Below are 22,526 nucleotides of genomic sequence, written 5' to 3' on the forward strand. Positions count from 1 at the left end.
GCAGCTATAGCAAGAGGCGGCTGACGGGATCGGTGCCAATCTCTGCCGGGATCCGGGTTCGCGTCAGGGGCAGGGTCAGCTGGGACGGAACAGGCGCGGCAAGAGCAGATGCGCCAGCCCGACGCCGATCACCTGCATCACGATGAACATCAGGATATGGCCGGGGTAGATCCCGGCGAAGGTGTCGCTGAACCCGCGTGCAATGGTGACCGCCGGATTGGCAAAGCTGGTGGAGGAAGTGAACCAATAGGCACCTGTGATGTAGAAGGCGACCAGCGTCGGCACGGCCTCGGGCCGCGATCGCAACCCGCCGAAGATCACGAAGAGCAATCCAAATGTCGCGAGGATTTCGGAGAACCACTGGGCCATACCGGTTCGGTGCATTGTGCTGGAGCTTTGCAGGATCGACAGATCGAACATCACGTGGCTTGCCCAGACGCCGAGGATGCCCCCTATGATCTGCGCCGCCAGATAGGGCGGAACCGCGCGCCAGCTGTGGTCACCGCGCAGCGCAAAGGCCAGCGTCACAGCCGGATTGAAATGCGCGCCCGAGATCGGTCCCAGCGTGGTGATGATCACATAGAGCATCGCGCCAGTTGCCACCGCATTGGCCAGCAGCGCCAGCCCGACATTTCCGCCCGACAGGGTTTCGGCCATGATGCCGGAGCCCACGACGCCAATCAGCAGGAAACAGGTGCCTAGCCCCTCGGCCATCAGCTTCTGCGTGGTCATGGCAGCTCTCCGATGCGTGTCAGCTCCTGGCGCAGGCTGTCACGATCCAGCGTCTCCAGCGGCAGATCAAGGAAGGCCAGCGCGCGGCGCTCCAGCCGCGCATAGGCGGTCTGAAAGGCAGCGTCCCAATCTGGCTCCGCGGCGGCGGCCGGATCCTCGATACCCCAATGGGCGCGGAGCGGCGCGCCGGGCCAGATCGGGCAGGTTTCGCCTGCGGCGGAGGCGCAGACGGTGATCACAAGGTCCATCTCAGGGGCATCGGGGCCTGCAAATTCGTCCCAGCTTTTTGATCGGGCCGCGTCTGTGTCATGGCCTTTCTCATTCAGCAGAACCAATGACTGCGGATGCACTTTTCCGGCGGGTTTGGATCCGGCGGAATAGGCGCGGACACGGCCATTCCCATGGGTGTTCAGCAGCGTTTCCAGCAGGATAGACCGCGCTGAATTGCCGGTACAGAGGACGAGGATATTCATATGGGAAACCCGTTTCTTAGGAGCGTTCGGTGGCTTTGTGACGGCCGATATCATCCAGATGATGTTGCAACGACAGTCGGTTGAGTGTGTCAAAAGGCAGCGCCGCAAAGGCCCGGATGCGATTTCGCAGCAGCCCGTAGGCCTGTTGATAGGCAAGCTGTTTCTGCGCCTCTGTCCCTTTGGTCATCACGGGATCAGGCAGGCCCCAATGGGCGCTCATGGGCTGACCGGGCCAGGCTGGGCAGGCTTCATTTGCGGCGTGATTGCAGACGGTAAAGACGAAATCCATCTGCGGCGCCGCCTCGCCGGAGACCGCGCTGAGATGTTTGGAGCGCAAGGTGGCGGTGTCATGACCCTTGGCGCGCAGCAGCGCCAGAACTTCGAGTCGTGGGGCTGTCGCGGGCTGGCTGCCAGCAGAATGCGCGATGAAGCGGCCATGCCCCTCCTGGGTCAGGATCGCCTCGGCCATGATCGACCGGGCTGAGTTGCCGGTGCAGATGAAGAGGACATTCAGCGGGCGCTCAGCCGTGGGGATGAGCGCCGTCTCGTGATCCGGCGGAGTGCAGATATCCGGGCGGTTCTGGCAGCAGTCGGACAGCAGCTGATCAAACACCCCGCGCAGCCCGTTCAGATGTGCCTGATAGAGCAGAGACGTGCCTTGCCGCTGCGACAGGATCAGCCCCGCCGCGCTGAGCGTTGAAAGATAAGCGGAAACGGTATTGGCCTTCTGCGCCAGCGCCGTCGCGATTTCGCCTGCGGGAACCGCATCGGGATATCGCCGCATCAGCAGACGAAACAGCGCCAGCCGCTGGGGGTGGGCCAAGGCGGAAAGCTGTGATGTAAGCTTTATTTCCATATTTCACGAAATACGGAATTAGCATTCCTGCGTCAACCGTTTTGGCTGGCCAAAAAAAAGCCCGCCACCGATGACCGGGGCGGGCTTCTGTCAGCTTTTGCTGTAGCTTGGTCAGTCGGCCTGATACCACCAGACCTCTGGCATGTAGCTGATACCATCGCCGCTGACGGGCAGACGCTCGGGGAATTTCAACTCCTTGCGATGGGCGATGCGGCCTTCGGCGTATTGCCAGACCGGCATCACATAGCGTCCTGCGGTTAGCAGACGGTCAAGCGCGCGGGCGGCGGCGGTGAAATCCTCTTTGCTTTTGGAGGTCAGCATGGCGTCGATCATTGCATCCACGGCAGGGTCCTCGATCCCGATCAGATTGCGCGATCCCGGCTGCTGCGCAGCGTCGCTGCCCCAGTAAAGATATTGCTCGTTGCCGGGGCTGAGCGACATCGAGCGGCGGAAGAAGGTCATGTCGTAGTCGAATTCCTGCTGACGTTCGACAAACTGGGCACTGTCCACCATGTCGGCCTCCAGCGCGATACCGAGACGTTCCAGAGCGCGGGCATAGATTTCCACGACCGAGCGCATCTCGCCTTCGCCCAGATTGCCGGGGGTCAACAGCACCTTGATCTCAAGCGCCTCGCCATCTGCGTTGCGCATGATGCCGTCTTGGACCGTCCATCCGGCCTCCGCCAGCAGTTTGGTTGCGGTGCGCAGGTTCTTGCGATTGCGCTCGCTCCCGTCGCTGACCGGCAGCGTATAGCCCTCCATCACGCCGGGGAGCAGGCTGTCTTTGAACGGGGTCAAGAGCTCGCGCACCTTGCCTTCGGCAGCTCCCGGCTGCATTGCCAGATAGGAGTTCGAGAAATAGGAAGAAATCCGCGGCTGGGTGCCACCTGTCAGCGTTTCGTTCATATATTCGAAGTTGAACGCCTGGATCAGCGCTTCGCGCACCCGCCAATCGTCGAATGGGGCACGGCGGGTATTCATAGCGATGCCGGTCATGCCCGAAGGGTTGCCATTGGGGATGACGGTCTTGATCACCTCACCGGAGGTCACCGCAGGAAAATCATAGGCCTTGTCCCATTTGGCGGCGTTGAATTCGCGGATTGCAGAAATTTCCCCGGCCTTGAAGGCCTCCAGCAGGACGGTCTGGTCGCCATAGAAATCGAGCCGGATCTCGTCAAAATTATTGGTGCCGCGCCGCAGCGGCAGATCCTGCCCCCAGTACTCCGGGTTGCGGGAAAAACGGATGAAACGACCGGGTTCGAAATCCGCCACCGTATAGGGGCCGGAGCCGATCGGGGCTTCCTGCAGGCCGGACTCGGCGAAATCCTTGCCTTGCCACTGCGCCTTTTTCAGGATCGGACGCAGCCCGGCGATCAGCGCCAGTTCGCGGTTGTCTTCGTTGAAGGTGATGCGCAGGCTGCGCTCTCCGGTCTGTTCGATGCTGTCGATCTGGGTCCAGAACCGGCGGTAGCGGATATGCCCTTCCTGGCCGAGGGTCTGGTAGGACCAGATGACATCCTCGACCGTGACAGGCGATCCATCGGAGAATCGGGCCTCGGGGCGCAGGGTGAATTCAACCCAGGCGCGATCCTCTGGCACCTCAATCGATTCGGCCAGCAGCCCGTAGAGGGTGAAAGGTTCATCCGCCGAGCGCCCCATCAGGCTCTCATATCCCCAGAAACGCAGCTGCCAGGGCGGGGTGCCTTTTTGGGCAAACGGGTTCAGCGTATCAAAGCCGCCGGTGTTGCCGAAGACCACGGTGCCGCCCTTGGGGGCATCGGCATTTGCATAGGGTAAAGACACAAAATCCGGTGGTAGTGCCGGGTCCCCATACATAGCTATGCCATGCGCTGATTCTGCCTGTGCAAAATTTGCGCATGCGCTGAGGATGATTCCGGCCAAGGCCGGTCGAACTCTAAAGAAAAAATCTGGACGCACTTTTGCAACAATCCCGCTCTGGCCTTATTTTCATGAACACCAACGCTAACGGCGCTGCCGCGTCAATTCAAACTTTTAGCTTGGATGAGCGGGGGAAATTGCTTATAAAGGTCTCACTGCTCGATAGGTTTCTTGCCTGTATGAAACCTGCCTCAATAACTTAACGCCCGCTTCGTGCGGGCGTTTTTTTGTGCGGTGCTTCGCGATATATTTGACGGGCTTGCCGGGCGATGGTCGGCCCCGGTGGCGGTGCCCTTTCGGCACACATCTCTTGCACGCGGTTGCTGCATGGGCCAGCATCTGGACCGTTTTGCCGCGGTTTCTCGCAACTTTCCGGCCGGGATTGCCGTTCCCTTTGCAGGTGCAGCATGTCACAGTTGCACCAATCAGGTTTTGCACAGGAAGGGAAGAGCAAGATGACATTGACGGGCAAATGCGCGGTGATTACCGGGTCGAATTCCGGCATCGGGCTTGGGGTCGCGCGGGAAATGGCGCGGGCCGGGGCGGATGTGGTGCTGAATTCCTTTACCGACCGGGACGAGGACCACGCGCTGGCAGCTGGGATCGCCAAAGAATTCGGCGTCAAGGCGCGCTACATTCAGGCCGATATGTCCGATGCAGAGGCTTGCCGGGCATTGATCACCACGGCTGGGCGCTGCGACATTCTGATCAACAATGCGGGCATCCAGCATGTCGCACCTGTTGAGGACTTCCCGATCGACAAATGGAACGCCATCCTGGCGATCAACCTGTCATCGGCGTTCCACACGGCGGCGGCAGCGCTGCCGATGATGCGCGCTGCAGGGTGGGGCCGGGTGATCAATATCGCCTCGGCGCATGGGCTGACGGCGTCGCCCTACAAATCCGCCTATGTCGCAGCCAAGCACGGCGTTGTCGGGCTGACGAAGACATTGGCCCTGGAAACCGCAGAAGAGCCGATCACCGCCAATGCAATCTGCCCCGGTTACGTGCTGACCCCGCTGGTCGAGGCGCAGATCCCGGACACCATGGAAAAGTACAATATGGGACGCGAAGAGGTCATCAAGAAGGTGATGCTGGAACGCCAGCCCTCACGCGAGTTTGCGACCGTGGAGCAGCTTGGTGGCACGGCAGTGTTCCTCTGCTCTGATGCGGCAGCCCAGATGACAGGCACCACGCTCAGCGTCGATGGTGGCTGGACCGCGCTGTAGGCCGCGCGGAAACCGGGAAGGGGGCCCGCCCCCTCTTGCCCCTGTTCAGGGCAATTCACCCCCGGAGTATTTTGAGAAAGGTGACACGCAGCGGGCATGGCTCTGCGGCGGGGACGCGCCGATCAGGAGGCAGAGATGACGAAGCGGATCAACCTGGCCCTTCAGGGCGGTGGCGCCCATGGGGCGTTCACCTGGGGGGTGCTGGACCGGCTGCTTGAAAGCGACGAGCTGGAGATTGCTGCCATCACCGGCACCTCTGCTGGAGCGCTCAACGGGGCTGCGTTGAAATCCGGGCTGGTGCATGGCGGTCCTGCCGGTGCGCGCGCCTGTCTCGATCAGCTTTGGCAGCGGATGGGAGCGGTCGGCGATCTGCGCTTTGCCCATTGGCTGGCGGGGCTTGATGCGACGCCTTTGCTCGGAGCGCTGGACTGGATCGCGCCGTTTTCCCCGCGTGAGGCGATGGGGCAGATCCTGTCGCCTTACAGCTACGGGCCGTTTTATCGCAATCCGTTGACGCCTGTCGTGGAGGCATTCAATTTTGCCGAGGTCTGCGCGGATCAGGGGCCGCAGCTGTTTATCTGCGCCACTTCGGTGCGCAGCGGAAAGGTGCGGGTTTTTTCCGGTAACGAGGTCACAACCGATGCCATTCTTGCCTCGGCCTGCCTGCCCAACCTGTTTCAGGCGATCGAGATAGAGGACCCCAAGACCGGGCGTCTGGAACCATATTGGGACGGCGGCTATACCGGCAATCCGGCGCTGTTTCCGCTGTATCGGCCTGAGCTGCCGTCGGATGTGGTGATTGTCAGCATCAACCCGCTGGAGCGCGATGAGCTGCCGCGGACGCCGCAGCAGATACAGAACCGGGTGAATGAAATCAGCTTCAATTCCTCGCTGCTGCGTGAGTTGCGGGCGATCTCCTTTGTTCAGCGGCTGTTGGCCGACGGGCATCTGGAGCCGGGACAGATGAAGCGGGTGCTGGTGCATATGATCGCTGATGATGATCTGATGCGGCAGCTATCGGTCAATACCAAGCTGATCCCGATCCCGCAGATCCTGGCAAAGCTGAAGGCGGCAGGCCGGGCCGCAGCGGAGCGCTTTCTGGAACAGGATTGCGCCGCGATCGGCGTCTCATCGACAGTGGATCTGGCCGAGATGTTTGGCTAAATGCGGCCGCCCGTCAAGGAAACGGCCGGGGCTTAAGCGGAGGCTTAATCTGCGCTGGGGTCGACAGGTTTGGTCGGATCCTTGGCGTTCGGATAGACAAGCCCGGCGGAAATCACCAGTTTTGCAGCTTCTTCCACGCTCATATCCAGCATGATGACGTCTTCTTCGGGGAAGAACAGCAGAAAGCCGGAGGTCGGGTTCGGCGTTGTCGGCACGAAGATCGACAGAAGGTTGCCGCCGGTTTCAGCGCGGTCGGCCACCTCGCCCTTGGCCGTGGTGGAGACAAAGCCGATCGCCCAGATGCCGCGGCGGGGATACTGGATCAGGCAGGCGGTATCAAAGCTGCGCTCGGTCTGGGCAAACACGGTTTCCGAGATCTGCTTGATCCCGGAGTAGATCGAGCGCACCACCGGCATGCGATCCACCAGGCTCTCGGCAAAGCCGATGAGCGAACGGCCTATGATCCCCTTGGCGATCCAGCCAACCACAATGGTGAACAGCAGGAAGATAATCAGCCCGACGCCGCGCAGGTTGATCCCGATATACTGTTCTGGCCGCACGGTATGCGGCACCAGCGGCAGCACAACCCCGTCGATCCAGCCCATCACGGTCCATAGCAGCCAGATGGTCAAGCCAACCGGGGCAATGACCACGATGCCGGTAAAGAAGGACGACCGCAGCCGGGCAAAAAGGCCGGGGCGGCGGGGGGTGGTTTCGTCGTCGAAGGGCGTGGTCATCTGTGCGTTTCACCAAAGAGGAACGTAAGGAAGCTAGGCAGGGAACTGCGCAACCGCAATGGGCAGCTGCGCAGAAAGACCTTTTATTGCTTCAAGTTGACCAATTCCTTGGCGATTTCCGCTGCGAGACGGGCATTGTTGCGCACCAGGGCAATATTGGCCGTGAGCGAGCGGCCCTCGGTCAGCTCAAAAATACGCTGCAACAGGAAGGGGGTTACATCCTTGCCGCTGATGCCTTCCGCGTCCGCTTCGGACTGGGCCTGGGCCAGAACCGGGGCCAGATCCTCGGCTGCGATCTGGTCTGCTGCCGGGATCGGGTTCGCGATCAGCTGGCCACCGGGCAGCTCCATCGCCTGACGGGTGGCATGGGCACGGGCGATCTCTGCGGCGCTGTCCATGCGCAGGGGGGCGGCCAGATCCGAGGTTGCGGACCAGAACGCAGGGAAGCTGTCCTGACCATAGGCGATGACCGGCACGCCTTGGGTTTCCAGCACCTCGAGCGTCTTCGGGATGTCGAGGATCGCCTTGGCGCCTGCGGCGACCACGGTTACCGGGGTCTGGGCCAGCTCCATAAGGTCGGCGGAAATGTCAAAGCTGGTCTCGGCGCCTTTGTGGACACCGCCGATGCCACCGGTGGCAAAGACGCTGATCCCGGCTAGCCGTGCGGCAATCATGGTGGCTGCGACGGTTGTTGCCCCGGTGCCGCCTGTGGCGATACAGGCCGGCATATCCGCGCGCGAGATCTTGGCGACGTTCTTTGCCTGGCCAAGCGCCTGCAGCTGATCGGGTTCAAGGCCGATGTGCATTACGCCCTCGATCACGGCCATGGTGGCAGGCACCGCGCCTGCGGCGCGAATGTCGTCTTCGACCTGAGCGGCGACTTCGACGTTCTGCGGATAGGGCATGCCATGGGTGATGATGGTGCTTTCAAGCGCAACGATGGCCTGGCCGGAGTCGCGGGCGGCGGCGACCTCGGCGGAAAATGTCATATTGATCAAAGGGGTGGTTCTCCTGAAACATAGGTGGCAGCGGCTTTCAATGCCGACGCAAGGGAGGTTTCGCGGTCTTCGCCGCGGGCCTCGGCCGCGATATGAGCGGCCATGAAAGTGTCACCGGCGCCGGTGACGCGCGCCACGGTCACGCGCGGTGGCGCCTGGGTGATCAGGCCATTGTGGTCGGCTTCGGTGGCGGTGCTGCCACCATCGGTGACCAGTACCCGCGCTGCGCCGCGATCCAGCATGGCGCGGGCAGCGGTGGCGCTGTCGGTGAAGTCGTCCTGACAGAGCAGACCGGCCTCTTCGAGGTTCACATAGAGCGTGCCACAGCTGCGCAGCAGAAAGGGGCGCAGGCGTTCGGCCTTGCCCGGAGAGGCGGGCGCGACGCGCAGATCCGCCTTGGCAAAGATCGGGTCGGCAGTGATGTCGTCCAGCAGCGACAGCGTCAGATTGCCATCAAGCGCGACGGGACCGGTATAGGGCGTTTCCGCACTGCCAAGAGTACCATCGCTAAGCGGTCGCAAGATCTTGGCACCTGCGGCTTCAAGCGAATGGGCATCGGCAATCGCGGCAATCAAACCGTTGGCACCTTCGACGGCCATATAGCGGTCGGTGGGCAGATCTTCCGAGCGGTAGAGATGATCGGTGATAAGGCCGAGATGGGCACAGGCATGGACCAGCTCGTCGCCCTCCGGGTCGCGCCCGATTGCGCTGAGCAGGGCCGGACGCAGACCAAAGCGGGCCAGTGTCATGGCGATATTCATCGCAACACCGCCGGGCAGGCGGCTGATACGTCCGGGCATATCGGATCCGCGCTGCATTTCAGCCGTGCAGCGGCCGATAATGTCCCAGAGGACGGAGCCAATGCAGAGGATGTCAGGCTGATCTGCGGCGGTGCCGTCGCCCAAGGCGGCCGGAGCCTCAGATCTAGGTGAAGCGGGAGAGTGCGGAACCTGTGTCATAAATCCCGTATTGCCGCGTTTTTCCCGCCCCCGCAAGGCGCAACCGATCTAGGGAACCGCGAAAGTCAACGCCGCCCAATGGGTTTGCCAGACCGGTATGGGGCCTCTTTTGGTAGCGCCATCATCGGACGCACCCGCCTCGGCGTCCAGACTGCGCAGCACCACGGCGTCGAGCAGGTAGACGTGACCGGATTTGACCGGGATCGTCGCCCGCCCTTGGGAATCGCTGCGGGTCAATGTGACAGCGACATTGCCATCTGGGCTGCGCTCGAACACTTCGATCTGGGCGTCGGGGCGCGCGGCCCCCTCGAACAGAAGCTCAACCGGCAGGCCAGCGGTGAGATCGTCGGTGTAGGGGTTGGCCCGCGCGACGAACTCGGTCAACAGACCGGTTGCGCGATCCGCCCCGGCGCCGCTGCCTACCGAAACCAGCGATTTGGCGTGGCGGGTATAGCGCTCTGCAAAGCCCGCATCCGGCAGGTTGCGCGCGGCATGGCGGGACTTGATATCGGCGAAATCCTTATGGGCCGCAAATTTTGCGAACTCCTCCCAGGTCTTGTAGGTGAGCGTGTCCGGCGTGGTTTCGTGGACCACCACCAGCAGCCCCTCGGCCGGTGGCTCGAGCTGTAATGCCGGCATATCTCCCATCCGGCCAGCGTAGGGATGGGCACCGAGCTGATCCCAGACCTCGAAGCGGGCGATATTGCGGTCGAAATACGCCAGGCGCGACCCGCTGAAGAACTGCCCATTCCGCAGATCTGCCTGCACCGAGGCGCCTAATTTCACTTGATATTTTTCTGGCGCAATCCAAAACTCATGGGCAAGGGCGCGGCCGCCGATGATATTGGTGGCGAGCGTGAGCAGAATAAGAACAACAGGGTGGACAGAACGCATGGCGCAGATGGGACCTCTGGCTGGGACGCAGGATGACAGAGACGGGCAACGCGCGGCGTCGATGGAGGCTCCGGTGCGACGTCGTAGCCACGCCGGTCGCAGGCTCCCCCAGCTGAGCCGTCTGTTGCTGGTCTGGCTCTTCTGGAGCCTCTCCTACTCTAGTGGTTTTGCGCATGAAGTCACGCCGACGATTGCGGATTTTGAAATTGCCGACGGGCGGCTGAAGATGGACCTGCGTCTGAACGCCGAGGCATTTGTCGCAGGCATCGATCTTGATGGCGTGGACGATACGGATACCGTTGATCAGGCGCGGGACTATGACGACCTGCGCGGACTTGGCCCGGATGAGCTGAAACCGATGGTTCAGGTCTTTGCCGAAGACTGGCTGCAGGCGCTGCGGATCGAGGCGGGTGGCGATATCGCACTGGAGGTGGTCGGGATCGAGATCCCGGAGCCGGGTGACGTCAGCCTGCCGCGCAGCAGTATCCTGCAGCTGTCGGGCGAGGTTCCCACCGGTGCACGCGGGCTGAAGATCGGCTGGCCCAAGGGATCAGGCGGTGTGGTGTTGCGTCAGAACGGTGTGGAAGGTCCTTATACCGGCTATCTGCAAGGTGGCGAGACCACGCCAACCATTCCGCTGTCCGGCGGGCTGGCCAAGACGCCAAGCGAGGCCTTCGTCGACTATGTGCCGGTCGGGTATACGCATATCCTGCCAAAGGGGCTGGATCATATTCTGTTTGTACTGGGGTTGTTCTTCTTCAGCACCCGGCTGCGGCCGCTGATATGGCAGATCAGTGCCTTTACCGTAGCGCATACAATCACGCTGGCGCTCGGGGCATTGGGGCTGGTGCAGATCAACCCGGCCATAGTTGAGCCGCTGATCGCAGGATCCATCGTGTTTGTCGCGGTTGAGAATATCTTTGCCCGCAAGCTGCACAGCTGGCGCACTCTGGTGATCTTTGGCTTTGGCCTGTTGCACGGCTTGGGATTTGCCTCGGTGCTGGGCGAATTCGGCCTGCCTGAGGCGCAGTTTCTGCCGGCACTCCTGGGGTTCAATGTTGGCGTTGAACTGGGGCAGCTGACCGTTGTCGGCGCGGCCTATGGGCTGCTGGGGTTCTGGTTCTGGCGGCATCCGAAATACCGCGGCCGGGTTGCCATCCCCGCCAGTTTCACCATCGCGCTGATCGGCGGATACTGGTGCGTGGAGCGTCTGTTGCTCTGACCGGCGGTGGCGCCGGTCAGCTTCGTTTCCGATATGTGGCCTTGGCCAGACAAAATGGGCGGTTTCAGCCTTCCATTGCGGCCATCAGCTGCCGCAGACTTGCCAGAGGATCTTCCTCGCGCCAGATCTCATCGCCGATAGCGAAGAAATCAGTATAGGGTGCCAGATCACGGACCAGATCAACGGTCAGCCCGCCTTCGGCGACCACGGGCACTTCGATCATCTGCGACCACCATTCAAACAGGTCTTTCTGCGCCTGATTGCCATCGCCAAGCCCGGAGGTACCAATCGGGCCAAAGCTGACGTAATCAGCGCCGGCTTCGGCAGCGGTCAGCCCGTCGTGGCGTGAGGCACCGCAGAAACTGCCGACAATGGCATCGGCGCCAAGCGCCTTGCGCGCGGCGCGCACCGGGCGGGCTGAATCGGAGAGATGCACGCCGTCAAGGCCGAGACGCTCGGCGAGGATCTGATGATCGGTGATCACAATCGCCACATCGCGGGCATGGGCGACAGCGCGCAGCGCATCGCCGGCACGGCTCAGTGTGTCCTCATCGCGGCTGGCCAGCTCCAGCCGGACGCAGGCGATCTCCACTTCATCCAGCACCCGCGCCAGCTGGTCGGGAAACCGGCCAAGCTCAAAACTGGGAGGTGTCGTCAGATAGATCTGCGGCGTTTCGGGGGCGTCAGCGGGGCTGTCCATCGGGAGGGCTCCTGTTCAGTGGTTGTCGGTGTTTAGCGCATCTGCCACTGGACGCAAGGATTTGGCGACATCCCGGGTGGGATATTTCCGTGTGATGCTACGCTCATTATGCGGGAATATAGCAGCGTTTGCACAGAAGTCCCGCGACCGAGCCTTGCCCATCAGGCCCGCGCCGATTAGAGCAGAGCAGATTTTTTGGAGAAACGGATGCCCAGCGACACCCCTCAACCCGCTTTTGTCCTCGTGCGCCCGCAGATGGGCGAGAATATCGGCGCCGCCGCCCGGGCGATGTGGAACTTCGGGCTGGACCGGATGCGCATCGTGGCCCCGCGCGATGGCTGGCCGAACCCCAAGGCGGTGGCCATGGCTTCTGGTGCTGGGCGGCTCTTGGATGAGGCGCAGCTGGCCGAAGATCTGGCAGGCGCCATCGCGGATTGCGATTTTGTATTTGCGACGACGGCGCGCCCGCGTGAGCTGACCAAACCGGTCTACAGCCCCGAGGCGGCGATGAAGCTGGCTGCGGAGAAAATTGCAGCTGGCGAACGGGTGGCCGTGATGTTCGGACCCGAACGGGCGGGCCTTGAGAATGAGGACATCGCCCGAGCCAATGCCATCATATCGGTTCCGGTGAACCCGGATTTCGCCTCGCTCAACCTTGGTCAATGCGTCCTGCTCACCGCTTATGAATGGCGCAGGCAGGTGACTGAGGTGATGCCGGTTGTGACCGACCTTGGCAAATCGGATTGGGCCACTCATGGCGATGTTGATGCGCTGGTCAATCACTATGAGGAACGGCTGGACGAGGCTGGTTTCTTTTTTCCGCCGGACAAGGCCCCAAGCATGAAGACGGTGTTTCGCAACCTGTTCAGCCGGATGCCGCTGACCCGCGCCGATGTGCAGATGCTGCACGGGATCATGCGACAGATGGTCCGCTGGAAAGAAAAACGCGACTGAGACGCGACTTCGGGCCGATTTGCGCCATAGTCGCCCACTGGACGGGGTCGCGTCTGCGGCCTAGCTTGACGGGAAATTGGAAGAGGCAAGCATGAGCAAGCGCAGCATTTTCGAAGAGGTGTCCGGCAATGAGCCCCAGGAGCGCCCGCAGGCGCAACCGGGCGGCATCGACCGTGCCCGCCGTGGCGCAAGGGGGGCAATCCGCGCGTGGCTTGCGGTGCTCTTTGCGCTGGTGGTGGCAATGATCGTGGTGGGCGGGCTGACGCGCCTGACCGACAGCGGTCTGTCGATCACCGAATGGCGGCCGATCACCGGCGCGATCCCCCCCATGACCGAGGCAGACTGGCAGGCGGAGTTCGACAAATACAAGGAAATCGACCAGTGGCGCATTGCCAACCAATGGATGCAGCTGGCCGACTTCAAGGAAATCTACTGGTGGGAATGGGGCCATCGCCAACTGGGCCGCGTTATTGGTCTGGTCTGGGCGCTGGGGTTCCTAGGTTTTGCGCTGGCGCGGCAGATCCCGGTCGGCTGGACCGGACGTCTGGCGCTACTGGGTGTTCTGGGCGGCGTGCAGGGCGCGATCGGCTGGTGGATGGTGGAATCGGGTGTCACGCAGGGTGAAGGCATGACCTCGGTTGCCTCTTACCGGCTGGCGACGCATCTGGGGCTCGCCTTTGTCATTCTGGGGTTCATTTCCTGGTATATGTTCCTGCTGGGGCGTGAGGATCGCGATCTGATGCAGGCGCGTCGCGCCAAGGAGGCCAAGCTGTTCGGCCTGTCGACCGGGCTATTGCACTTCAGCTTCTTGCAGATCCTTCTGGGCGCGCTGGTCGCCGGTATTGATGCGGGCCGTTCCTACACCGACTGGCCGCTGATGGGGGGGCAGATCCTGCCGCCGCAGCCCTTCATGCTGGAGCCACTCTGGACCAATTTCTTTGAAAACCCCGGCCTTGTGCAGTTCATTCACCGCGTCAGCGGATATCTCCTGTTGGCCTTTGGCGTTGTTGTCTGGCTGCGGGGCAGGGGCAGCGCCCATCCGCGGACGCGCTTTGCCTTTAACGCGGTCTTTGCGGCGCTGCTGTTGCAAATGGTTCTGGGTATTGTCACCGTGCTCTATGCCGCACCCTGGCAGGTTGCGATCCTGCATCAGCTGATGGCTGTTTGCCTCTGGGTCCTGATCCTCAGGGCGCGGTATCTGTCGGGCTATCCGATTGCAACTTCGATTAAGGATCACTGAGAATGAGCGCATTTGACGATTTGATGGCCTACGAGCGTGACACCCAGGCGCTTGGCCAGATTGCCGGCCGTTTGGGCTGGGATCAGGAGACGATGATGCCGCGCGGGGCCGCGCCTCAGCGGGGCGAGGAAATGGCCGCCATCGAGGCTGTGCTGCACGCCCGCCGCTCTGATCCGCAGGTCGCTGACTGGCTGGAGCAGGCCGAGGCGCCCGATGAGATCGGTGCCGCCCAGCTGCGCGAGATCCGCCGCAGCTACGAGCGCGCCGTGAAAGTGCCCGGAGATCTCGCCAAACGTATCGCCCGCGTTACCTCCGAGGCTCAGGGCAAATGGGCGGCTGCCCGTGCCGCCGAGGATGTCGCAGCCTTCCTGCCCGTGCTGGAAGAGGTGGTTGCCCTGAAGCGCGAAGAGGGGCAGGCACTCGCCGCCGGGGGCGATGTTTATGACGCGATGGTTGCGGATTATGAACACGGCACCACAGGGGCGGAAATTGCGACGCTGTTTGATGCCATGCGCCCGCGTCTGGTGGAGCTGCGCGCCCGCGTGCTGGACCGCCCCACGCCCAAAGGCGTCAGCGGTCATTTCGATGCCGATAAACAGATGGCCCTGACCACCACGCTGGCCGAGACCTTCGGCTATCAGATGAGCCACGGCCGGGTCGACAAGGCGGTGCATCCCTTCTGTTCCGGCAGCGGGCTTGATGTGCGCGTCACCACCCGCACCAGCGATGAGGATCCGTTCAACTGCTTCTACTCGACCATCCATGAAGTGGGCCATGCCGCCTATGAACAGAACATTGACCATGCCTATCTGTTCACGCCGCTGGGGCGTGGCGTGTCGATGGGGGTGCACGAAAGCCAGAGCCGGATCTACGAGAACCAGCTGGGCCGCAGCCGTGCCTTCACCGGCTGGCTGTTCGATCAGATGGTGCTGCAGTTTGGTGATTTCGGCATTGCGGATGCTGATGCCTTCTATGCGGCCGTGAATGCGGTGCATAACGGCTATATCCGCACCGAGGCGGATGAGCTGCAATATAACCTGCATGTGATGATGCGGTTTGATCTGGAACGGGCGCTGATGTCCGGCGATTTGCAGGTTAAGGATCTGGAGGCAGCCTGGAACGACCGTTTTGCCGCTGATTTTGGCTATGCCGTTGATAAGCCATCCAACGGCTGCCTGCAGGACGTGCATTGGTCGGTGGGGCTGTTTGGATACTTCCCGACCTATTCGCTGGGCAATGTCTATGCCGGCTGTCTTTATGACGCGCTGCGTCAGGCAGTGCCGGATCTGGAAGCGCAGCTGGCGACGGGTGATACCGTGGCGGCAACCAGCTGGCTGCGGGATAACCTGCAGACCCATGGCGGGTTGCGTAGCCCGGTCGAGACGATCACTCATGCTGCGGGCATGGCGCCCAGCCCGGAGCCGTTGCTGTCCTATCTGGAACAGAAGTTCGGCGCGCTCTACGGGTTGTAAGCGCGCATTGGTTCAAGATCCTGCGCAGTAATTCAAAGCCCTCGCCGGAAACTGGCGGGGGCTTATTTGTCTGTTCCAGCCGGAGGCCTGCCAGTCAGATCAGCGCCATCCGCTCGGCACGTTCGGGATCGGGGAAGGGGCGATAAAGCCCGAAATCAGCCGAGGCGATCAGCGCATTCACATTTGCGTAGAGCCGCTCGACATGCTCGTCCAATTCGCCCAGCACCCGAAACGCCTGATCCAGTTGGGTCATATTGGCGAATTCGATTTCCAGCAGGAAATCCCGGTGCTTGTCGCTGGCGAGGTTCAGCTTGCGGCGCAGCAGGCGCCAGCCTTGGATCACCTCACGCTCGCGCAGATAAGACATCCATTGGTCCACGGCGTTGGCAAAGGCAAGCGCCTTGGCCTCATGATGCAGGTCGATCGAGCAGTGATAGAGGTTCATGGTGCCTCCCTTCGCGATGGCGTTTGTGGGAGGAAGAATGACAGACACTGCTTAGGTTTTGATTAACGAAAACGCCACCCGAGGGTGGCGTTTTGAAGTCTTGGCAGATGATCCCGGACGGGATCAGGCCTCTGCGCTGGCGGCGGTATCCGCGTCTGGCAGATCGTCGTCATCGTCGGATTGCTCGGCAATCCAGGCAACCGAGACAACCTCTTCGCCCTTGGCAGTGTTGAACACCCGCACGCCACCGGCGGAGCGCGACCGGAAGGAAATGCCATCAACCGGCACCCGGATCGATTGCCCCTTGGAGGTGGCAAGCATGATCTGGTCATCCATCTCAACCGGGAAGGAGGCAACAATGGCACCGCCGCGCATCGCCTTGTCCATTGCGGTGACACCCATGCCACCGCGGCCACGTACCGGGTAATCATGGCTGGAGCTGAGCTTGCCCGAGCCGCCGGAGGTAATGGTCAGGATCAGGTTCTCGGAGGCCGACATCTCGGCATAGCGCTCCTGGCTGATGGCGCCTGCGACGGCCTCTTCCTCGTCACCTTCGCCATCATCAGTCAGACCTGCCACCGCGCGGCGCATCTTGAGATAGGCGGCGCGTTCCTCGGGCGAGGCTTCGAAATGGCGGATCACCGACATCGACACCACATGGTCATCACCAGTCAGGCGGATGCCGCGGACCCCGGTCGATTCACGTGAGTTGAAGACCCGCACATCAGTGGTGCGGAAGCGGATCGCACGACCGGAGTCGGTGAACAGCATCACGTCATCATCTTCGGAGCAGATCCGGGCATTGACCAGCTTGACCGAACCATCCTCGGGCAGCTTCATCGCAATCTTGCCGTTGCGGCGTACATTGGTGAAATCCGAAAGCCGGTTGCGGCGCACGTCACCGCCGCTGGTGGCAAAGACCACCTGCAGGTTTTCCCATTCGTCATCCGGCACATCGACGGGCATGATCGCCGCGATGGACACCCCGGTGGGGATCGGCAGGATATTGACGATTGCCTTGCCTTTTGAGGTACGGCCGCCCTGTGGCAGACGCCAGGTCTTCAGCTTGTAGACCATGCCATCAGTGGTGAAGAACAACAGCTGCGTGTGGGTATTGGCGACAAAGAGGTTAGTGACAACATCCTCTTCCTTTGTCTGCATCCCCGACAGACCCTTGCCGCCGCGCTTTTGCGCGCGGAAATCGGCAAGCGGGGTCCGCTTGATATAGCCGCCACTGGTGATCGTCACGACCATGTCCTCGCGTTCGATCAGATCTTCGTCGTCCATATCACCGGACCAGTCGACGATCTCGGTGCGACGGGGAACCGCGAAATTGTCACGCACTTCGCGCAGCTCGTCGGAGATGATGCCAAGGATCCGCTCACGCGAGGAGAGAATTTCAAGGTATTCCTTGATCTTGCCCGCCAGTTGTTCCAGCTCGTCGGTGACTTCCTTGACGCCGATCTGGGTCAGACGCTGCAGCCGCAGTTCCAGAATGGCGCGGGCCTGAACCTCGGAGAGGTTATAGGTGCCATCGTCATTCATCGTATGGGTCGGGTCGTCGATCAGACGGATATAGGGCGCAATATCTGCGGCCGGCCAACGCCGGGTCATCAGCTTGTGCCGCGCCTCGGCTGCATCCGCAGAGGCACGGATGGTCGCAACCACCTCATCCACATTGGAGACAGCAACCGCCAAGCCGCACAGAATATGGCTGCGTTCACGCGCTTTGCGCAGATCATAGGCGGTGCGCCGGGCAATCACATCTTCGCGGAAATCAAGGAAGGAGGTCAGGAACCGGCGCAGCGTCAGCTGCTCGGGACGCCCACCGTTCAGCGCCAGCATGTTGCAGCCGAAATGCGTCTGCATCGGCGTGAACCGGTAGAGCTGGTTCAGCACCACCTCGGCGGTGGCATCGCGCTTCAGTTCCACGACCACACGCACGCCGTTGCGGTCAGATTCGTCCTGCACGTGGGCGACGCCCTCGATCTTCTTCTCGCGCACCTGCTCGGCGATTTTCTCGATCATCGCGGCCTTGTTCACCTGATAGGGAATCTCATCCACGACAATGGCATAGCGGTCCTTGCGGATTTCCTCGACCCGCGTCTTCGCACGGATAATGACGCTGCCGCGCCCCTCAAGATAGGCCTTGCGGGCACCGGAGCGACCCAGCATCAGCGCGCCGGTCGGAAAGTCGGGGCCGGGGATATAATCGATAAGCTGCTCGCTGGTCAGATCGGGGTCCTCGATCAGCGCAAGCGTGGCGTCGATTACCTCGCCGAGGTTGTGAGGAGGGATATTCGTGGCCATGCCGACGGCAATACCGCCAGCGCCATTGACCAGCATATTCGGGAAACGCGCGGGCAGTACCGTGGGTTCACGGTCCTTGCCATCGTAGTTGTCCTGAAAATCGACGGTCTCTTTTTCGATGTCCGCCAGCAGCGAGGCTGCGGGTTTGTCCATCCGCACCTCGGTGTAACGCATGGCCGCCGGGTTATCGCCGTCCATCGAGCCGAAGTTGCCCTGACCGTCCAGAAGCGGCAGCGACATGGAGAAATCCTGCGCCATTCGCACCAGCGCGTCATAGATCGCGGAGTCACCATGGGGATGGTATTTACCCATGACATCACCAACCGGACGCGCCGATTTGCGATAGGGTTTGTCATGCGAGTTTCCGACCTCATGCATGGCGTAGAGGATCCGGCGATGAACCGGTTTCAGACCATCGCGCAGGTCGGGAATGGCGCGGCTGACAATAACCGACATCGCATAATCGAGATACGATGTGCGCATCTCGGATTCGATGGACACCGTCGGGCCGTCGTATTTGGGCCTTGCGGGTTTGTTTTCGTCCATGTTTTCAGGAGTTTCCGGCGTATCGTTCACGTTGGCTGCCCGTTGTTATTATTGGGTCTATATATTGTGTCAGCACCTTAACAGACAGGGCATATAAGGCGCAAGCAAGCAGGGGTTTTCACCCGGTCAATGACCGATGTTTTTGGGCAAGGAACTGTATTCGTTCAGAATTAACCCATTGCGTGCTAGTGTGGAATGGGGGGATCCGTAAGGGAGACCTGAAATGAAGGAAAGCGAAACCGAACTGATGCTGAAGGGCTACGGTCTGACCACGGCAGAGATGACCTATCATATGCCGGATCACACCCATGTCCTGAACACCTTTATCTGGCAGGATTATGATCTTGCACCGGACCATCCGCGATTATTCAAATTCATTGAATTCTGGCACCGTGAGATCGACGGCCCGCTTCATTCTGTCCGATTTACCCATCGCAAGATGATCAGCCCCGGAGAGTGGCGCCACGTCAAAGGCGTGTTGCAGATCCACTGACAGCGCCCCATTGCGCGGTCCCCGGTGAAGACGCTGGGGGCTGAGCAGAGCTGAGCCATCTTACCTGCGGCCGCTTTCCAGCTGTGCTGCTGTCACTTCGGCGTGCCGGAGAGCTGTTTTCTTTCACTGGCAACTGCTTATACTGGCGCCGAATAGAACTGAAAACAGGTGGGCCCAGCTGGTTGGCGCCTGCTTCGGTGACGGTTTGCGGCCGCGTGCATGTGCCTGAGGCGCATCTCGCCGCGGCGTGGAATCTCAGGGGTGAGAGAAGGCGCATCATGGTTTCTCGTGTTATTCCGGTTCAGGCCTTCGATCTGGTCATATTTGGCGGTACCGGCGATCTGGCGCAGCGCAAGATTCTGCCCGCCTTGTTCCGGCGCCATTGCGCGGGCCAGCTGCCACAGGATGCCCGTATTCTGGGCGCGGCGCGGGGCGACCTTGGCAGTGACGGGTATCGCGATCTGGTCCGCCGCGCCTTGCAGGATGAGAGCGGCGCCACAGATCTGGCGATGCGCGCCGCTGAGCTTGAGCGGTTTCTGGCGCGGCTGGACTATCTTGCGATTGATGCCACAGAGACAGCAGGCTGGCGCGCACTGGCGCAGCAATTGGGCCGGCCGACGACGGACCGTGTGCGGGTGTTCTACTTTTCCGTCGGGCCAACTCTATTTGCACCGCTGGCCGAACAGATCTGGGCCCATGAACTGGCCGATGATAACACCCGAATCGTGGTGGAAAAGCCGTTCGGGCATGATCTTGCCTCGGCCAAGGCGCTGAACCGTACGCTCGCCAGCCATTTCGATGAAAGCCAGATCTACCGTATTGATCACTACCTGGGCAAAGAGACAGTGCAGAACCTGATGGCGATCCGGTTCGGCAATATGCTTTTTGAGCCTCTGTGGAATAGCCAGTATGTTGATCATATTCAAATCACAGTGGCTGAATCGGTGGGTGTAAGCGGTCGGGAGTCGTATTACGACAAATCTGGCGCGATGCGTGACATGATGCAGAACCATCTGATGCAGTTGCTCTGCCTGATTGCGATGGAGCCTCCGGCGAAGTTTGATCCCGACGCAGTACGTGACGAAAAGCTGAAGGTGATCAGGGCGCTGGAACCGGTGGAACCGCACCATATCGTGCGCGGCCAATATACCTCTGTTGAGGGGGCGGAGCCGGGTGCGGATCTTTCCTATCGCGAAACCGCCGGTGATCCGCGCTCGACCACCGAAAGCTATGTGGCGCTGAAGGCGCATATCAGCAATTGGCGATGGGCGGGCACGCCGTTCTATCTGCGCACCGGCAAGCGGCTGGTGGCGAGATCCTCGGTGATCAATGTGTTTTTCAAGGATGCTCCACATTCGATCTTTGGTGCTGATGCCGGGCGCCATGCCAATCTGCTGACCATTCGCCTGCAACCGGATGAGGGCATCACCCTCAAGGTGACCATCAAGGAGCCGGGGCCGGGCGGTATGCGGTTGATCGACGTGCCGCTGGATATGAGCTTTGCCCAGGCGCTGGGGGCCGACATCGACGGCGCGCCGGATGCTTACGAGCGGTTGATCACCGATGTGATCCGGGGCAATCAGACGTTGTTCATGCGCGGCGACGAGGTCGAAGCGGCCTGGGCCTGGACCGATCCCATCATTGCGGGCTGGACATCGCGCGGAGATGTGCCAAAACCCTATGATAGCGGTAGCACCGGGCCGGGGGATGCGGATCTTCTGATGCGGCGCGATCAACGGGAATGGCGGGGGATCAACCCATGAATATTATCGAATATGCTGATCGGGACATGCTGGCCATTGATGTGGCCAATCAACTGGCCGGTGACCTGAAAACCCATCTGCTGCATCATGACAGCGCGTCTTTTGCCGTTGCGGGCGGCACCACGCCTGCGCCGATTTTTGACGACCTCTGCGCTGCCGATATTGACTGGGCGCGGGTGCGCCTCATGGCGACAGATGAACGCTGGGTGCCGTCTGACAGCGCGCGTTCCAATGCCCGGATGATCCGTGAACGGCTGTTGGTCAACCGCGCCGCTGCGGCGACGTTTCTGCCGTTCCATGTGCCCGCGCGCGCCCCCGAGGAGGTGCTGGCCGAAGTCGAAAGCCAGATCCAGCCGGATCTGCCGCTGTCGGTGGTGCTGCTTGGTATGGGCGAGGACATGCATACAGCTTCGCTGTTTCCCGGCGTCTCCGGGCTGGCCGAGGCTCTGGCTGCGGATGCGCCGGTTTTGGCGGTGATGCGGCCCGACAGCCAGCCCGAACCGCGTGTCAGCCTGTCGGCGCGTGTATTGGACGCTGCGATTGCAAAACATCTGGTGATTTATGGCGATGCCAAGCGTGAGGCATTGGAACGGGCGAAATCTCTGCCGCCCGAAGAGGCACCGATTCAGGCGGTTTTGTCAGAAATGACAGTGCATTGGGCGCCTTAAGTGATGCGACCTTCTGCTGATGGCTCAGGCCTCTGCGACTGCGCCGTCCTGCTCCATCAGGGCGGCGCGCAAACTGTCGGGGAGCGGATAGCCTGAGCGTCCATCTGGCGAGCGCAGCACCATGACTCCTGTCATCCTGGCACGCAGATCGCCTGACCAGATCTGTTGTTCCATGACATATGAAGTGCGCCGGAACGACACCACACGGGCGGTGGCGATATAGCTCTCATCCAGCACCATCTCTTTGACATAATGGACATTGGCGTTGCGCAATACATTGCGTGGCGTGGGCATGCCCGTGAAATGAGGCGCAAAAAACCGATCATAATAGGCCACGCGCAGGGTTTCGAACCAGCTCAGATAGGCCTTGTTATTGACGTGGTGCAGAATGTCCAATTCAGAGAACCGCACCCGATCCGCCATGGCAAGCGGCTGCGGCGTCTCCAGCCCGTGATGGCGTTGCGCTTCGGGGCTGAGCGGGGTGTGAAAAATCAGATCCATGGCCCTGTCGGTAGAAGGAATGGCGGCAGGTCGCAAGTCGACTTGCGGCATAACTTTATGGGAAACGCCAATCACGCGCCGCAAAATCCAGCGAAAGATCAATGGCTTGGCGCAGTGTGCTGATCTGGGAGATTTTGGAGCGGGTAACGAGAATCGAACTCGTAACTAAAGCTTGGGAAGCTGCCGTGATACCTTTTCACCATACCCGCGCCAATAAGGGCTGATTACCGGTTTCGCCGGGGAGGGTCAAGCGCACAACCGCCCTCCAACC

At 61.2% G+C, this 22,526-nt stretch carries 21 protein-coding genes and 1 tRNA gene; 9 read left to right on the forward strand and 13 right to left on the reverse strand.

Translation table 11 applies throughout. The features are described from left to right. Positions 1 to 75: 75 nt before the first annotated feature. The 4 genes from VWY75_RS16865 to VWY75_RS16880 all read right to left on the reverse strand — a co-directional run bounded on the left by VWY75_RS16865 (position 76) and on the right by VWY75_RS16880 (position 3,999). On the reverse strand, positions 76 to 732 hold the full coding sequence (locus tag VWY75_RS16865; protein WP_340545509.1) for an MIP/aquaporin family protein: 657 nt from the start codon (positions 730 to 732) through the stop codon (positions 76 to 78). Further along, entirely contained in the window at positions 729 to 1,205 is a 477-nt protein-coding gene (locus VWY75_RS16870; RefSeq protein ID WP_340545510.1) for an arsenate reductase ArsC, read from the reverse strand. Before VWY75_RS16870 ends, VWY75_RS16865 begins: the two co-directional genes overlap by 4 nt. Before the next feature lie 16 nt (positions 1,206 to 1,221). Then, positions 1,222 to 2,061, reverse strand: coding sequence for a helix-turn-helix domain-containing protein (locus VWY75_RS16875; RefSeq protein WP_416538725.1), 840 nt, complete (start codon positions 2,059 to 2,061; stop codon positions 1,222 to 1,224). Positions 2,062 to 2,172: 111 nt separating this feature from the next. Continuing rightward, a complete protein-coding gene (locus tag VWY75_RS16880; protein ID WP_340545512.1) occupies positions 2,173 to 3,999 on the reverse strand; it encodes an extracellular solute-binding protein in 1,827 nt (608 codons plus the stop codon). Positions 4,000 to 4,415: 416 nt separating this feature from the next. Here VWY75_RS16880 and VWY75_RS16885 point away from each other — a divergent pair, with 416 nt between their 5' ends. Together VWY75_RS16885 and VWY75_RS16890 are read left to right on the forward strand one after the other, a co-directional pair. Beyond that, positions 4,416 to 5,189 (forward strand): 3-hydroxybutyrate dehydrogenase, encoded by a 774-nt coding sequence (locus VWY75_RS16885; protein WP_416538726.1) that lies wholly within the window; start codon positions 4,416 to 4,418, stop codon positions 5,187 to 5,189. Between the two features lie 135 nt (positions 5,190 to 5,324). Continuing rightward, complete coding sequence (locus VWY75_RS16890) at positions 5,325 to 6,353, forward strand: patatin-like phospholipase family protein (protein WP_416538727.1); 1,029 nt, start codon at positions 5,325 to 5,327, stop codon at positions 6,351 to 6,353. 44 nt (positions 6,354 to 6,397) lie between these two features. Here VWY75_RS16890 and VWY75_RS16895 read toward each other — a convergent pair whose 3' ends face one another. From VWY75_RS16895 to VWY75_RS16910, 4 genes are all read right to left on the reverse strand, one after another. Further along, on the reverse strand, positions 6,398 to 7,090 hold the full coding sequence (locus VWY75_RS16895) for a DUF502 domain-containing protein (protein ID WP_416538728.1): 693 nt from the start codon (positions 7,088 to 7,090) through the stop codon (positions 6,398 to 6,400). An 83-nt stretch (positions 7,091 to 7,173) separates the two neighbouring features. Next, complete coding sequence (locus VWY75_RS16900; protein ID WP_416541674.1) at positions 7,174 to 8,088, reverse strand: pseudouridine-5'-phosphate glycosidase; 915 nt, start codon at positions 8,086 to 8,088, stop codon at positions 7,174 to 7,176. Further along, the gene (locus VWY75_RS16905) at positions 8,085 to 9,047 is read right to left on the reverse strand and encodes a PfkB family carbohydrate kinase (protein ID WP_340545517.1); all 963 of its coding nucleotides are present in this window, start codon (positions 9,045 to 9,047) and stop codon (positions 8,085 to 8,087) included. Before VWY75_RS16905 ends, VWY75_RS16900 begins: the two co-directional genes overlap by 4 nt. Before the next feature lie 48 nt (positions 9,048 to 9,095). Further along, complete coding sequence (locus tag VWY75_RS16910) at positions 9,096 to 9,941, reverse strand: DUF4198 domain-containing protein (RefSeq protein ID WP_340545518.1); 846 nt, start codon at positions 9,939 to 9,941, stop codon at positions 9,096 to 9,098. On the opposite strand from VWY75_RS16910, the gene VWY75_RS16915 reads away from it, so the two are divergent. Beyond that, positions 9,940 to 11,163: a HupE/UreJ family protein gene (locus VWY75_RS16915; protein WP_416538730.1), complete on the forward strand. Its 1,224-nt coding sequence runs from the start codon at positions 9,940 to 9,942 to the stop codon at positions 11,161 to 11,163. The genes VWY75_RS16910 and VWY75_RS16915 overlap by 2 nt on opposite strands. Before the next feature lie 64 nt (positions 11,164 to 11,227). Here the strand turns inward: VWY75_RS16915 and VWY75_RS16920 are convergent, their stop codons facing one another. Further along, entirely contained in the window at positions 11,228 to 11,863 is a 636-nt protein-coding gene (locus VWY75_RS16920; RefSeq protein ID WP_416538731.1) for a thiamine phosphate synthase, read from the reverse strand. A gap of 207 nt (positions 11,864 to 12,070) precedes the next feature. Here VWY75_RS16920 and VWY75_RS16925 point away from each other — a divergent pair, with 207 nt between their 5' ends. The 3 genes from VWY75_RS16925 to VWY75_RS16935 all read left to right on the forward strand — a co-directional run bounded on the left by VWY75_RS16925 (position 12,071) and on the right by VWY75_RS16935 (position 15,529). Beyond that, positions 12,071 to 12,817 carry an RNA methyltransferase gene (locus VWY75_RS16925; protein WP_340545521.1) on the forward strand — a complete coding sequence of 249 codons (747 nt, stop codon included), beginning with the start codon at positions 12,071 to 12,073 and terminating at the stop codon, positions 12,815 to 12,817. Positions 12,818 to 12,908: 91 nt separating this feature from the next. After that, positions 12,909 to 14,057 (forward strand): heme A synthase, encoded by a 1,149-nt coding sequence (gene ctaA, locus VWY75_RS16930; RefSeq protein WP_340545522.1) that lies wholly within the window; start codon positions 12,909 to 12,911, stop codon positions 14,055 to 14,057. 2 nt (positions 14,058 to 14,059) lie between these two features. Then, on the forward strand, positions 14,060 to 15,529 hold the full coding sequence (locus tag VWY75_RS16935; RefSeq protein WP_416538732.1) for a carboxypeptidase M32: 1,470 nt from the start codon (positions 14,060 to 14,062) through the stop codon (positions 15,527 to 15,529). 94 nt (positions 15,530 to 15,623) lie between these two features. On the opposite strand, the gene VWY75_RS16940 is transcribed toward VWY75_RS16935, so the two are convergent. Further along, positions 15,624 to 15,974 carry a DUF6614 family protein gene (locus VWY75_RS16940; RefSeq protein WP_340545524.1) on the reverse strand — a complete coding sequence of 117 codons (351 nt, stop codon included), beginning with the start codon at positions 15,972 to 15,974 and terminating at the stop codon, positions 15,624 to 15,626. Between the two features lie 123 nt (positions 15,975 to 16,097). Further along, a complete protein-coding gene (gene gyrA, locus VWY75_RS16945; protein ID WP_416536301.1) occupies positions 16,098 to 18,830 on the reverse strand; it encodes a DNA gyrase subunit A in 2,733 nt (910 codons plus the stop codon). Between the two features lie 223 nt (positions 18,831 to 19,053). Between gyrA and VWY75_RS16950 the strand changes: the two genes are divergently transcribed. The 3 genes from VWY75_RS16950 (at position 19,054) to pgl (ending at position 21,754) form a co-directional block, all read left to right on the forward strand. Continuing rightward, on the forward strand, positions 19,054 to 19,323 hold the full coding sequence (locus tag VWY75_RS16950; protein ID WP_340545525.1) for an usg protein: 270 nt from the start codon (positions 19,054 to 19,056) through the stop codon (positions 19,321 to 19,323). Positions 19,324 to 19,601: 278 nt separating this feature from the next. Then, positions 19,602 to 21,086, forward strand: coding sequence for a glucose-6-phosphate dehydrogenase (gene zwf, locus VWY75_RS16955; RefSeq protein WP_416535958.1), 1,485 nt, complete (start codon positions 19,602 to 19,604; stop codon positions 21,084 to 21,086). Further along, entirely contained in the window at positions 21,083 to 21,754 is a 672-nt protein-coding gene (pgl, locus tag VWY75_RS16960) for a 6-phosphogluconolactonase (RefSeq protein ID WP_416538733.1), read from the forward strand. The genes zwf and pgl overlap by 4 nt, the downstream gene beginning before the upstream one ends. Positions 21,755 to 21,778: 24 nt before the next feature. Here the strand turns inward: pgl and VWY75_RS16965 are convergent, their stop codons facing one another. Both VWY75_RS16965 and VWY75_RS16970 read right to left on the reverse strand, forming a co-directional pair. After that, a complete protein-coding gene (locus tag VWY75_RS16965) occupies positions 21,779 to 22,255 on the reverse strand; it encodes an acyl-CoA thioesterase (protein ID WP_416538734.1) in 477 nt (158 codons plus the stop codon). A gap of 135 nt (positions 22,256 to 22,390) precedes the next feature. Next, a tRNA-Gly gene (locus tag VWY75_RS16970) sits at positions 22,391 to 22,464 on the reverse strand. Positions 22,465 to 22,526: the final 62 nt, after the last annotated feature.

Origin of the sequence: Phaeobacter sp. JH20_08 (assembly GCF_048056635.1) — a bacterium.
In the GTDB taxonomy this organism is placed as follows: domain Bacteria; phylum Pseudomonadota; class Alphaproteobacteria; order Rhodobacterales; family Rhodobacteraceae; genus Phaeobacter; species Phaeobacter bryozoorum.